The following is a 12,315-nucleotide window of genomic DNA, read 5'->3' as shown; positions in this document are numbered from 1 at the left end:
ATCGTGCCCGCCCGACTGCCATCCGTTTGCCCAGCATGCTGCCGACTTCCCGTACTGTGCGTCTGTCGTTTTATACCCTGCTGATCATCGCTGGTACCGCGCTCGCCGCGACCCTGGCGATCCGTCACGCCGAACGCCAGGCCTTGGAAGAGGACGCCGCCCGCGCCAACCAGCAACTGGCGCTGTATGCCAATTCGTTGCACACCTTGATCGATCGCTACCGCGCCCTGCCCGCCGTGCTCGCGCTGGATCCGCAATTGCGTTCGGCACTGGCCGGCCCCGTCGCTGCAGATGAACAAGCGGCGCTGAATCTGAAACTGGAAAAGATCAACGGCGCGGCGCAATCCTCGACCCTTGAACTGCTTGATCACACTGGTCTCGCCGTGGCCGCAAGCAACTGGCGCCTGCCGAGCAGTTACGTCGGCCACAACTATGGTTTCCGCCCCTACTTCAGCCAGACCCGCACCCAAGGCACCGGGCGTTTTTATGCAGTGGGCGTGACCAGCGGGATTCCCGGTTATTTCCTCTCCAGTGCGGTACTCGGCGACCACGACGAGTTCCTCGGCGCGATGGTGGTCAAACTGGAGTTTCCCGAGCTGGAACGGGAATGGAGCCAAGGCAATGACACGTTGCTGGTCAGCGACGCGCGCGGAATCATTTTCATCGCCAATCAGCCCGGCTGGCGTTATCGCGCGCTGCGGCCGTTGAGTGCCAGCGACATGGCCGAGATCAAAGCCACGCGGCAGTACGACAAACAGTCGCTGCTGCCCTTGACCCACTTGTCGCTGCGCCGCTTCGATGACAACAGCGATCTGCGCCGCGTCGAAGGCCCGCAAGGCACGGCGGATTATCTGTGGGAATCGCTGCCGCTGAGCGCCGAAGGCTGGACCCTGCACCTGCTGCGTCATCCGCAAGTGGCCTTCGAAGACCTGCGCAACGCCGGGCTGGCCGCCGCCGGGGTGTGGCTGGCGCTGGTGTTCCTGCTGCTGTTTCTCAACCAGCGCTGGCGTCTGTCGAAAATCCGTCAGCGCAACCGCGAAGAACTGGAGCAACTGGTCGAGGAACGCACCCGCGATCTGCGCACAGCGCAAGACGGCCTAGTGCAGTCGGCGAAACTCGCCGCCCTCGGGCAGATGTCCGCCGCGCTCGCCCATGAAATCAATCAGCCGCTGACTGCTCAGCGCATGCAACTGGCGACCCTGCGCCTGCTGCTCGAGCATGGCCGCGTCGACGATGCCTATAAAGCGTTGAAACCGGTCGACGAAATGCTCACGCGCATGGCCGCCCTCACCGGCCACCTCAAGACCTTCGCGCGCAAAAGCCCCAGCGGCTTGCGCGAGCGGCTGGATCTGGCGACGGTGGTTGATCAATCCTTGCAGTTGCTCGATGCACGGCTGCGCGACGAACAGGTCAGCCTGGTGCTGCACCTGACGCGTCCGGCGTGGGTGCGCGGTGATGCGATTCGCCTGGAGCAGGTGCTGATCAACCTGCTGCGCAACGCCCTCGATGCGATGCAGGGCAAACCCTGCAAACGTCTGGAAATCCGTCTGGAAGCCGATGAACAATTGTGGCGTCTGAGCGTGAGCGACAATGGCGGCGGGATTGCCGAAGAGCATTTGGGCCAGGTGTTCGATCCGTTTTTCACGACTAAACCGGTGGGTGACGGCCTGGGCCTCGGGTTGGCGGTATCCTTCGCTATCGTGCATGAATCCGGCGGCCGCCTGAGTGCTGAAAATGGCGACAGCGGCGCGGTGTTCAGCCTGACTTTGCCGATCGATCTGGAGGCACACATCTGATGCTCAATTCAGTGATGGTGGTCGATGACGAAAGCAGCATTCGCAGCGCCGTCGAGCAGTGGCTGAGCCTGTCGGGCTTCGAGGTGCAGTTGTTCAGCCGCGCCGAAGACTGCCTCGCCGCCCTGCCCGCGCACTTTGCCGGAGTGATCCTCAGCGATGTGCGCATGCCCGGCATGGGTGGCCTGGCGTTGTTGGCCGAAGTGCAGAAACGCGACGCCGATCTGCCGGTGATTCTGCTCACCGGCCATGGCGACGTGCCGATGGCGGTCGAGGCGATGCGCGACGGCGCCTACGATTTTCTGGAAAAACCGTTCAGCCCGGAAACCCTGCTCGGCAGCTTGCGCCGGGCGCTGGACAAACGCCGTCTGATTCTGGAGAACCGTGCGCTGCACGAGCAGGCCGACAACCGCGCCAAACTCGATGCGACATTGCTCGGTGTGTCCCGTGGTTTGCAGACGTTGCGCCGGCAGGTGCTGGATCTGGCGACGCTGCCGGTCAACGTGTTGATCCGTGGTGAAACCGGCAGCGGCAAGGAATTGGTTGCGCGATGCCTGCATGATTTCGGTCCGCGCGCGGCCAAGCCATTTGTGGCGCTGAACTGCGCGGCGATCCCTGAGCAGTTGTTCGAGGCCGAGTTGTTCGGCCACGAGAGCGGCGCGTTTACCGGCGCCTCGGGCAAGCGCATCGGCAAGCTGGAATACGCCGATGGCGGCACGCTGTTTCTCGATGAAATCGAAAGCATGCCGCTGGCCCAACAGGTGAAACTGCTGCGGGTGTTGCAGGAGCAGAAGCTTGAACGGCTGGGTTCGAACCAGAGCATTCGTGTCGATCTGCGGATTGTCGCGGCGACCAAACCGGATCTGCTCGATGAAGCTCGGGCCGGACGTTTTCGCGAGGATCTGGCCTATCGCCTGAACGTCGCCGAACTGCGTTTGCCGCCATTGCGCGATCGCCGCGAAGACATTCCGTTGCTGTTCGAAACCTTCGCCCACAATGCAGCTGAACGCTTGGGGCGCACCTTTCCACCCTTGAGTGGCGCGCAATTGAGTCATCTGCTCAGCCACGACTGGCCGGGCAACGTGCGCGAACTGGCGAACGTTGCCGAACGTCAAGTGCTGGGGCTGGATGAGCCGGCACCGGGGATTGATCCGGGGCAATCGCTGGCGGCGCAGCAGGAGGCGTTTGAGGCGCAATGCTTGCGTGCGGCGCTGACCCGGCACAAGGGCGATGTGAAAGCGGTGCTTGAGGAACTGCAACTGCCGCGCCGTACGTTCAATGAAAAGATGCAGCGGCATGGGTTGAGTCGGGAGATGTTTTTGGCTGAGTGAGGCTGGGTCGGGATTTTTGGCGTGGCTGAAATCCATCCCCCTCACCCCAGCCCTCTCCCCCAGGGGGGCGAGGGGGAAAGGGAGCCGATCTTCATGCTTTTCGAAACCTGAGTTCGACTCGATCTCTCAGGTCGGTGTAACTATCAAAAGCACCTCGATCAGTCCCCTCTCCCTCCGGGAGAGGGTTAGGGTGAGGGGCTTTTGATCTTCGCCCCAATAAGCGAAAATCCGCTCACGCAATCCATTCCATCGGCACAAAACCGCTCACCCAATCCCGCCACCCCCTCTAAACCGGCACTCCCCCCGTTGGCACACGTCCTGCTATAGCCCTCGCAGGCTGCGTTCCAACGCGCTCCACAAAAACAATTAAACGAAGGATCCTTCAATGGATAACTCCAACGCCCTGCCACTTGGGTCGGCTGCCGTGCCCGCCAAAGAAAGAACCACCGCCAGCCGGATCAAATCGATCTTCAGCGGTTCCGTCGGCAACATGGTCGAGTGGTACGACTGGTATGTGTATGCCGCCTTCTCCCTGTACTTCGCGAAAACCTTCTTCCCTGCCGGTTCCACCACCGCCCAACTGATGAACACCGCTGCGATTTTCGCCGTCGGCTTTCTGATGCGTCCGATCGGTGGCTGGCTGATGGGCATGTACGCCGACAAGGTCGGACGTAAAAAAGCCCTGATGGCCTCGGTCTACCTGATGTGCTTCGGCTCGCTGCTGATCGCCCTCAGCCCAAACTATGAAACCATCGGCATCGGCGCACCGATCCTGCTGGTGTTCGCCCGACTGCTGCAAGGCCTGTCGGTCGGTGGCGAATACGGCACCTCGGCGACCTATCTCTCGGAGATGGCGACCAAGGAACGTCGCGGCTTCTTCTCGAGCTTCCAGTACGTGACCCTGATCTCCGGCCAGCTCATCGCGCTGGGCGTGCTGATCGTGCTGCAGAACGTGCTGACCACTGAACAGCTGTACGCGTGGGGCTGGCGTATCCCGTTCGCCATCGGCGCGCTGTGTGCGGTCGTGGCGCTGTACCTGCGTCGCGGCATGGAAGAAACCGAGTCGTTCACCAAGAAAGAAAAGTCCAAGGAAAGCGCGATGCGCACCTTGATGCGCCACCCCAAAGAGCTGTTGACTGTGGTCGGCCTGACCATGGGCGGCACCCTGGCGTTCTACACCTACACCACTTACATGCAGAAGTATCTGGTGAACACCGTCGGCATGAGCATCTCCGACTCGACCACCATTTCTGCCGCCACGCTGTTCCTGTTCATGTGCCTGCAACCGATCATCGGCGGCCTGTCGGACAAGATCGGCCGTCGTCCGATCCTGATCGCTTTCGGCGTGCTGGGGACGATCTTCACCGTGCCGATCCTGATGACCCTGCACACCATCCAGACCTGGTGGGGCGCGTTCTTCCTGATCATGGCGGCGCTGATCATCGTCAGCGGCTACACCTCGATCAACGCCGTGGTGAAAGCCGAACTGTTCCCGACTGAAATCCGCGCCCTGGGCGTTGGCCTGCCGTACGCACTGACCGTGTCGATCTTCGGCGGCACCGCCGAATACATCGCGCTGTGGTTCAAGAGCATCGGCATGGAAACCGGTTACTACTGGTATGTGACGGCGTGCATCGCGGTGTCATTGCTGGTGTACATCACCATGAAAGACACCCAGAAGCACTCGCGCATCGTTACTGACTGATCGGCTGTTCACAGCCACTGCAACGGTGGCTGTGATGGACTCTTCGCGAGCAGGCTCGCTCCCACATCTGGAATGCATTTCCCTGTGGGAGCAAGCCTGCTCGCGATTGGGGTCGCCGCGTTTCCCTGACCCGCATGAAAAATTCCTTACACACGCCGCAAAGCGATTAATCGCTAATTAATGCTGGCGAAGCATTCTGCCCCTACCTGATCGATGACCTGCGCGGCGTTCGCTTCGACGACGCAAGCGGTTTAAATCCGCCGCCCTTAACATCAAGTTAATCGATTGTTTTTAGCATTATTTTGCGCTTTTCAATCAACTTAATTGGCGTAGCATTAAACCCATGCAAGACACACCCGCCAACAAATCTGGAGTAAAGAACATGAAAACCAAACTGATCCTTGCCTTCGCCCTGTCCGTACTGGCTGCCAACACCTTCGCTGCCGACGGTTACGACCGCACTGGTTCCGCCGTTGCTGCAGATGGTTATGACCGCACCGGTTCTGCAGCTGTCGCTGAAGATGGCTATGACCGTACCGGCTCCGCGACCTTCGCTGAAGATGGCTACGACCGTACCGGCTCCGCGACCTTTGCTGAAGACGGCTATGACCGCACTGGCTCCGCGACTTTCGCTGCCGACGGTTACGACCGCACTCAATCGGCTGCCATCAGCTAACCCCTGCTGTAAAGCGCACAGCCCGGCTTCGGCCGGGCTTAGTCATTTCTGGGGGATGACAATTTCCTGAGTTCACATCAAACCCTGTGGGAGCGAGCCTGCTCGCGAAGACGTCGTGTCAGGCGATATCAATGCAACTGACCCGACGCTTTCGCGAGCAGGCTCGCTCCCACAGGGGAATTTCATAGCTTGGAATATCGGTGTCTGGCTGGAAATATGCGGGACGTCCTTGCACTATGGCTGCATCTAAAAAGCAGCCTCAGGAATTCACCCGCCATGCCCGATGACATCCATTTCTACGAACCCGCCAACGGCCACGGCCTGCCCCACGATCCGTTCAACGCCATCGTCGGCCCACGCCCGATCGGCTGGATTTCCTCACAGGATGCTCACGGCCAGTTGAACCTGGCGCCGTACAGTTTCTTCAACGCCTTCAACTACATTCCGCCGATCATTGGTTTCTCCAGCGTCGGGCGCAAAGACAGCCTGAACAACATCGAGCAGACCGGCGAATTCGTCTGGAACCTCGCCACCCGACCACTGGCCGAGCAGATGAACCAGAGCTGCGCGATGGTCGCGCCTGAGGTCAATGAATTCGAATTGGCGGGATTGACGACGGTCGCGTCAAAGGTGATTTCGGTGCCACGGGTGGCCGAAAGCCCGGTGTCCTTCGAGTGCAAGGTCACGCAGATCATTCAGTTGCAGCGCGCCGATGGCGAAACCGTGCCGAGCTGGCTGATCCTCGGCGAAGTGGTCGCCGTGCACATCGCCAAATGGCTGTTGAAGGACGGCATCTACGACACCGCCGCGGCAGAACCGATTCTGCGCGGCGGCGGGCCGGCGGATTACTTCCAGCTGGGGCCTGAGGCCCTGTTCAAGATGTGGCGTCCGGGCGCCAGCAAGTAACCCGTTACCAGATCAACTCGGCGTCGTCAGTGACGCCCTTGAGGTTATCCAGCTCGTTGATGGCAGCCTCATCGGCGGCGATGGCGCCGGGGAAGACCTGATCATTCAGCAGTTTGTGAAAGCGTGGTGCACCGCCATCGACCAGGGCCTTGACCGCGATTGCCGCGTGATAGCCCTTGTTGCCACCCAACTCGACGGGGACGACTGCGGAAACTGCTTCGAAGTGTTCGAACTCTTTACGTGCCATGTCACATATCCCGGCTCAGACAAACAAGCCGGACATTAAACCCTCAACCGACGAGTTTGTGTACCGGCGCCGGGCATTGACCGAGGGCTTGCGCCGCCGACACGTCCTTGAAGGTGTGGAAGTCGAGGCTGTTGACCACCAGTTCCTGCACCAGCTCGGCGAAGATTTCCATCGACGGGCTGTTGAAATAGTTGGTCATCATTTGCTGGCTGCTCCAGAACCCGCAGACCAGCCACAACTCGGGATCACACTGCGAATGCTGCAAGGCAAAGCTCAGGCAACCGGGAGCGGCGCGGGACGGCTCGATCAATGCGCTCAGGCGTACGCCGAGTTCCGCCGAACGCCCGGCGCGCGCTCGAACGAAGGCCATATGACTGACGGGAATCTGCTTGGACATGTTCAACCCTCCCAGGGAGTCGTGTGGCAGCCGGGGGACGGGCTGCGACAGGATCAAAGGTTAAGGGCCGCACGCCTGACGCCGTTAGTCGATTCCTGCCGCCGCGTTGCACAATCCTGCGAGACTGCACGCAGAACCTGTAACAACCTGTAAAACGGCGTCACACGGTTGTCATACGCGTTTTGTGTAGGAGCTGCCGAAGGCTGCGATCTTTTGATGTTGCCTTGAAGATCAACAGATCGCAGCCTTCGGCAGCTCCTACAGGGTTGGATCGCGACAAGCGCGGGAACACCCCGGGGCAGAATCAGGCAAGCATTTCGCAGGATGTGTCTACCGCTGGCGCTTGCACAAACATATGCTCTGCTCCATTCCACCTCCCCTGCCGAGGATGCCGTGCATGACGTCATTCGATCGTTTTCAAGCCGAACCCAGCGCTGACATGGAAAAACAGCGCGCAGAACTGGCGGCGATCATCCGCCGCAACACCACCGACGATGGCAGCTACGAGACCGCCATCGGCTCGCTGTTCATGTCGCGCCACACAAAATCCCACGACTTTGCCCCGGTGCTCGCGCAACCGGCGCTGTGCATCATGGCGCAGGGACGCAAAGAGGTGCGGCTGGCTGACGAGTACTTCAATTACGACCCGCTGAATTATCTGGTGGTGTCGGTTTCGATGCCGCTGAGCGGGCGCGTGGTCAACGTTTCGCCGGAGGATCCGATCCTCGCCGTGCGCTTGGACATCGATCCGACAGAAATCACCGCGCTGATCGCCGACGCAGGCCCCATGGGCGTGCCGACCCGGCCGACCGGGCGTGGTTTGTATGTCGAGAAGATCGACAGTTCGATGCTCGATGCAGTGTTGCGTCTGGCGCGTTTGCTCGATGCACCAAAAGACATCGCCATGCTCGCGCCGCTGATTCGCCGGGAGATTCTCTATCGCCTGCTGCGCAGCCCGCAGGGGCATCGTTTGTATGAAATCGCGATTGCCAACAGTCAGAGCCATCGCATCAGTCAGGCGATCAAATGGCTCAACGGCAACTTTGAACAGCCGTTGCGCATTGATGATCTGGCCAAGGAAGTGAACCTCAGCGTGTCGACCTTGCATCACCGCTTCAAGGCGATGACAGCGATGAGTCCGTTGCAGTATCAGAAGCAGTTGCGCTTGCAAGAGGCGCGGCGGTTGATGCTGGCGGAGGGGCTGGAAGCATCGGCGGCGGGGTATCGCGTGGGGTATGAAAGTCCGTCGCAATTCAGCCGTGAGTACAGCCGGCTGTTTGGTGCGCCGCCGTTAAGGGATTTGGCGCGGTTGCGACTTTCGGTGTGACCGTTAGAAGCCCCTCACCCTAACCCTCCCGAAACGTCGGACCGCCCAGAGGGAGAGGGGACTGATTGGGGAATACTCAAGAGGCTCACCGACTTGAACGATTGGCTTTGAATCCATAATCGACTGGACTTTTCAGGTCGATGGACAGCGCCAGACACCTCGGTTGGCTCCATCTCCCTCTGGGAGAGGGCTGGGGGTGAGGGTCGGCTTTCCAAGTGCTTTGACCAATCCATAATCGACTGGACTTTTCAGGTCGATGGACAGCGCCAGACACCTCGGTCGGCCCCCTCTCCCTCTGGGAGAGGGCTGGGGTGAGGGTCGGCTTTCCAAGTGTTTTGACCAATCCATAATCGACCGGATTTTTCAGGTCGATGGACAGCGCCAGACACCTCGGTCGGCCCCCTCTCCCTCTGGGAGAGGGCTGGGGTGAGGGTCGGCTTTCCAAGTGCTTTGACCAATCCATAATCGACCGGATTTTTCAGGTCGATGGACAGCGCCAGACACCTCGGTCGGCCCCCTCTCCCTCTGGGAGAGGGCTGGGGTGAGGGTCGGCTTTCCAAGTGCTTTGAGCAATCCATAATCGACCGGATTTTTCAGGTCGATGGACAGCACCAGACACCTCGTCGTCCCCCTCTCCCTCTGGGAGAGGGCTGGGGTGAGGGTCGGCTTTCCAAGTGCTTTGAGCAATCCATAATCGACCGGATTTTTCAGGTCGATGGACAGCACCAGACACCTCGGTCGGCTCCCTCTCCCTCTGGGCGGTCCGACGTTTCGGGAGGGCTGGGGTGAGGGTATGCTTTTACCCCGCCCGGATCACATGCTTGATCTCCTGAAACGCCGCCAACCCCCAAGGCCCGAGCTCGCGGCCAATACTGCTCTGCTTGTACCCGCCCCACGCCGCCTGCGGGAAAATCACTTGTGGCGCATTGATCCACACCATCCCCGCCTGCAAGGCATTGGCCACGCGATCCGCCGCAGCAGCATCGCTCGTCACCACACTGGCTACCAAACCAAACGGCGTGTCATTGGCCAAGGCAATCGCCTGCGCTTCAGTGGTGAAACTGCGCACACACAGCACCGGCCCGAAAATCTCTTCACACCACAGCGCGCTGTCCAGCGGCACGTCGGTGAACACGGTCGGCTGCAAAAAATAGCCGCGCGGCAGATCCGCCGGGCGATTGCCTCCGCAAAGCAAACGCGCACCCGCGCTGAGCCCACGGTCGATGTGCCCAAGCACTCGCTGGTACTGCGCCTGGTTGACCAACGCACCCATTTCCACCTCCGCATCGAACGGGTCGGCTACACGAATGGCCTGCGCACGTTTCTGCAAGCGACGGAGGAATTCCTCTTCCAGCTCATCAGCCACCAGCACACGACTGGTCGCCGAACACATCTGCCCGGCGTTGAAAAATGCGCCGCCACAGGCCAGCTCAACCGCCAGATCGAGATCTGCATCCGCCAACACCAGCAGCGAAGATTTGCCGCCCAACTCCAGGCTGACGCCCTTCACCGTTTCCGCCGCACGCTGCATCACTTGCACGCCGACCGCATTGCTGCCGGTGAAGGAGATTTTGGCGATACGCGGATCCGCCGCCAATGGTGCACCGACCGCCAACCCTGTACCGCAGACAAGATTGAACACGCCATTCGGCAGACCCGATTCCGCGATGATCGCCGCCAGTTCCAGTTCCGGCAGCGGTGTCACTTCCGACGGTTTCAGCACCACGCTGCAACCCGCCGCCAACGCCGGCGCGAGTTTCCACGCCGTGGTGACCATGGGGAAATTCCACGGCACGATCAACCCGACCACGCCGCAAGGTTCACGGCGCAGGCGTGCGCTGAAATCATCGCTGGGCAGCGGCAAGTTGCTGTCCTGTCTGGCGTCGAGGCCTTCGGCGAGTTCGGCGTAATACTCGAACGTGGCGATCACGTCGTCGACATCGATGGCCGCTTCAAACTGCGGTTTACCGTTGTTGCACGATTGCAGTTTCATCAAGTGCTCGCGACCGTTGCGCACACCATTGGCGATGTTGCGCAGGATTGCGCCGCGCTCGGCACCACTGGTTTGCGACCATTCCTTGAACGCGGCAGTGGCAGCGGCGACGGCTTGATCGACCGCGTGCTCGTCACCGCCATTGACCGTGGTCAGCAGCGCTTCGGTGGCCGGGTTGATCACCCGCAGATGTTCGCGGCCGGCCGACCATTGGCCGTTGATGTAGAGGCCGTCGAGTGTGGTCGGGAAACTGATCATTGCGCCACCGCCTGCATCCATTGGGTCTGATCGATTTCAATCAGGGTCGGGCCCTGACGATCGCTTGCACTACGCAACGCGCTGCGTAGTTGTTCGATGCTGCTGATCGCTTCAGCCGCGCAGCCGAGGCCCTTGGCCACAGCGACGAAATCCGGGGTGTAGATGTCCACGCCGACCGGCTCGATGGCGCGGTTGACCATGTATTTCTTGATCTCTTCGTAGCCCTGGTTATTCCACAGCAGGACGATCACCGGCACCCGCGCTTCGACGGCACTGGCCAGTTCCGGCAGGGTGAATTGCAGGCCGCCGTCGCCAATCAGGCACACCACCGGTGGCCGCGCGCCTTGATCGGTTTGACTGCCGAGCCAGGCGCCAATCGCCGCCGGCAAGGCGTAGCCGAGCGTGCCGTAGCCGGTCGATGCATTGAACCAGCGGCGCGGATGATCCGGGTTGAACGTCAGGTTGCCGGTGTACACCGGTTGCGTGGAATCGCCGACGAACACGGCGTTGGGCAGCTCATCGAGTACGGTGTCGAGGAAGCGGGTTTGCGCGAGGGTCGGCGCGTCCCAGCTCGCGGCCAGTTCAGCGCGCAGTTTGCCGGCGCGGACCTGACCCCAATCGCTGCTGCGCTCGGCGAGTTTGTCCTGCGAGAGCATGTTCAACAAAGCTTGCGCGGCGTTGCGCGCATCGGCCACCAGCGCCAGATGCGGCGGGTAGTTGCGTACGGTCTGATCGGCGTCGATATCGATGCGCAACAGTTTGCCGGGAATCTCGAAACCGCCAGCGAACGTGACGTCGTAATCGGTCTCGGCCAGCTCGGTGCCGATGGCCAGAACCACATCGGCATCGGCGACCAGCGCGCGGGTGGCAACCAGCGTTTGAGTCGAGCCGATCAGCAGTGGATGGTTGCCCGGCAGCGTGCCTTTGGCATTTATGGTCAGCGCCACCGGAGCGTCGAGCAACTCGGCGAGTCGGGTTAATTGCGGCGCTGCGTCGATGGCACCGCCGCCAGCCAGAATCAGCGGACGTCTGGCTTCAGCCAGCAGCTCGCTCATGCGTTTGACGGCCGCTTGCGCAGCGCCGGCGCGGTCGATATTGACCGGCACACTGGCGAGCAATTCGTCGGCGTTTTCGACCAGCACGTCCAACGGAATTTCGATGTGTACCGGACGTGGGCGACCGGCCTGAAACAAGGCAAAAGCACGCGCTAGCACTACCGGCAATTCAGCGGCGGACATCAAAGTGTGCGAGAACGCCGCAACGCCTGCGACCAGTGCGCTCTGATTCGGCAACTCATGCAGCTTGCCGCGCCCGCCGCCCAACTGACTGCGTGATTGCACGCTGGAGATCACCAGCATCGGGATCGAATCGGCGTAGGCCTGGCCCATGGCGGTGGTGATGTTGGTCATGCCCGGGCCGGTAATAATGAAGCACACGCCCGGTTTGCCAGCGGTGCGCGCATAGCCGTCAGCCATGAAACCGGCGCCCTGCTCATGCCGCGGGGTGACGTGACGAATGCTCGAACGCGCCAGCCCGCGATACAGCTCCACGGTGTGCACCCCGGGAATGCCGAACACCTGCTCGACCCCGTAACCTTCGAGTAACTTGACCAGTACTTCGCCACACGTCGCCATGTCGATTGCCCTTCTTGCTCGCTGAAGACACAGAGCCTTTCTGTAGGA

General features: G+C 61.0%; 10 protein-coding genes. 6 read left to right on the top strand and 4 right to left on the bottom strand.

What is annotated here, in order from left to right:
* The first annotated feature begins 35 nt into the window (after positions 1-35).
* The 5 genes from ACOYXJ_RS15860 to ACOYXJ_RS15840 all read left to right on the top strand — a co-directional run bounded on the left by ACOYXJ_RS15860 (position 36) and on the right by ACOYXJ_RS15840 (position 6,411).
* Positions 36-1,796 (top strand): ATP-binding protein, encoded by a 1,761-nt coding sequence (locus tag ACOYXJ_RS15860; protein WP_460370369.1) that lies wholly within the window; start codon positions 36-38, stop codon positions 1,794-1,796.
* Positions 1,796-3,124 carry a sigma-54-dependent transcriptional regulator gene (locus ACOYXJ_RS15855; RefSeq protein WP_460370367.1) on the top strand — a complete coding sequence of 443 codons (1,329 nt, stop codon included), beginning with the start codon at positions 1,796-1,798 and terminating at the stop codon, positions 3,122-3,124. Before ACOYXJ_RS15860 ends, ACOYXJ_RS15855 begins: the two co-directional genes overlap by 1 nt.
* Before the next feature lie 385 nt (positions 3,125-3,509).
* The gene (locus tag ACOYXJ_RS15850) at positions 3,510-4,829 is read left to right on the top strand and encodes an MFS transporter (protein WP_007912608.1); all 1,320 of its coding nucleotides are present in this window, start codon (positions 3,510-3,512) and stop codon (positions 4,827-4,829) included.
* A gap of 382 nt (positions 4,830-5,211) precedes the next feature.
* On the top strand, positions 5,212-5,505 hold the full coding sequence (locus ACOYXJ_RS15845; protein ID WP_102901088.1) for a hypothetical protein: 294 nt from the start codon (positions 5,212-5,214) through the stop codon (positions 5,503-5,505).
* 276 nt (positions 5,506-5,781) lie between these two features.
* Complete coding sequence (locus ACOYXJ_RS15840; RefSeq protein WP_150794569.1) at positions 5,782-6,411, top strand: flavin reductase family protein; 630 nt, start codon at positions 5,782-5,784, stop codon at positions 6,409-6,411.
* Positions 6,412-6,415: 4 nt separating this feature from the next.
* On the opposite strand, the gene ACOYXJ_RS15835 is transcribed toward ACOYXJ_RS15840, so the two are convergent.
* A complete protein-coding gene (locus tag ACOYXJ_RS15835) occupies positions 6,416-6,658 on the bottom strand; it encodes a hypothetical protein (protein WP_016985292.1) in 243 nt (80 codons plus the stop codon).
* A 43-nt stretch (positions 6,659-6,701) separates the two neighbouring features.
* Positions 6,702-7,055 carry an antibiotic biosynthesis monooxygenase family protein gene (locus tag ACOYXJ_RS15830; protein ID WP_095048248.1) on the bottom strand — a complete coding sequence of 118 codons (354 nt, stop codon included), beginning with the start codon at positions 7,053-7,055 and terminating at the stop codon, positions 6,702-6,704.
* Between the two features lie 397 nt (positions 7,056-7,452).
* On the opposite strand from ACOYXJ_RS15830, the gene ACOYXJ_RS15825 reads away from it, so the two are divergent.
* On the top strand, positions 7,453-8,382 hold the full coding sequence (locus ACOYXJ_RS15825) for an AraC family transcriptional regulator (protein WP_123593701.1): 930 nt from the start codon (positions 7,453-7,455) through the stop codon (positions 8,380-8,382).
* A gap of 799 nt (positions 8,383-9,181) precedes the next feature.
* On the opposite strand, the gene ACOYXJ_RS15820 is transcribed toward ACOYXJ_RS15825, so the two are convergent.
* Together ACOYXJ_RS15820 and ACOYXJ_RS15815 are read right to left on the bottom strand one after the other, a co-directional pair.
* Positions 9,182-10,630 carry an aldehyde dehydrogenase family protein gene (locus ACOYXJ_RS15820; protein WP_460372961.1) on the bottom strand — a complete coding sequence of 483 codons (1,449 nt, stop codon included), beginning with the start codon at positions 10,628-10,630 and terminating at the stop codon, positions 9,182-9,184.
* The gene (locus ACOYXJ_RS15815) at positions 10,630-12,267 is read right to left on the bottom strand and encodes a 5-guanidino-2-oxopentanoate decarboxylase (protein WP_460370363.1); all 1,638 of its coding nucleotides are present in this window, start codon (positions 12,265-12,267) and stop codon (positions 10,630-10,632) included. Before ACOYXJ_RS15815 ends, ACOYXJ_RS15820 begins: the two co-directional genes overlap by 1 nt.
* Between the last annotated feature and the right edge of the window lie 48 nt (positions 12,268-12,315).

It is taken from the genome of Pseudomonas sp. Tul2A7 (assembly GCF_054790505.1).
The sequence above is the reverse complement of the archived record's forward strand: the minus strand, read 5'-3'. Positions and strand labels throughout refer to the sequence as shown.

Bases quoted from the DNA above. Each gene is read 5' to 3' on its own strand.
- ACOYXJ_RS15860 (WP_460370369.1), top strand. From the start codon at position 36: ATGCTGCCGACTTCCCGTACTGTGCGTCTGTCGTTTTATACCCTGCTG.
- ACOYXJ_RS15855 (WP_460370367.1), top strand. From the start codon at position 1,796: ATGCTCAATTCAGTGATGGTGGTCGATGACGAAAGCAGCATTCGCAGC.
- ACOYXJ_RS15850 (WP_007912608.1), top strand. From the start codon at position 3,510: ATGGATAACTCCAACGCCCTGCCACTTGGGTCGGCTGCCGTGCCCGCC.
- ACOYXJ_RS15845 (WP_102901088.1), top strand. From the start codon at position 5,212: ATGAAAACCAAACTGATCCTTGCCTTCGCCCTGTCCGTACTGGCTGCC.
- ACOYXJ_RS15840 (WP_150794569.1), top strand. From the start codon at position 5,782: ATGCCCGATGACATCCATTTCTACGAACCCGCCAACGGCCACGGCCTG.
- ACOYXJ_RS15835 (WP_016985292.1), bottom strand. From the start codon at position 6,658: ATGGCACGTAAAGAGTTCGAACACTTCGAAGCAGTTTCCGCAGTCGTC.
- ACOYXJ_RS15830 (WP_095048248.1), bottom strand. From the start codon at position 7,055: ATGTCCAAGCAGATTCCCGTCAGTCATATGGCCTTCGTTCGAGCGCGC.
- ACOYXJ_RS15825 (WP_123593701.1), top strand. From the start codon at position 7,453: ATGACGTCATTCGATCGTTTTCAAGCCGAACCCAGCGCTGACATGGAA.
- ACOYXJ_RS15815 (WP_460370363.1), bottom strand. From the start codon at position 12,267: ATGGCGACGTGTGGCGAAGTACTGGTCAAGTTACTCGAAGGTTACGGG.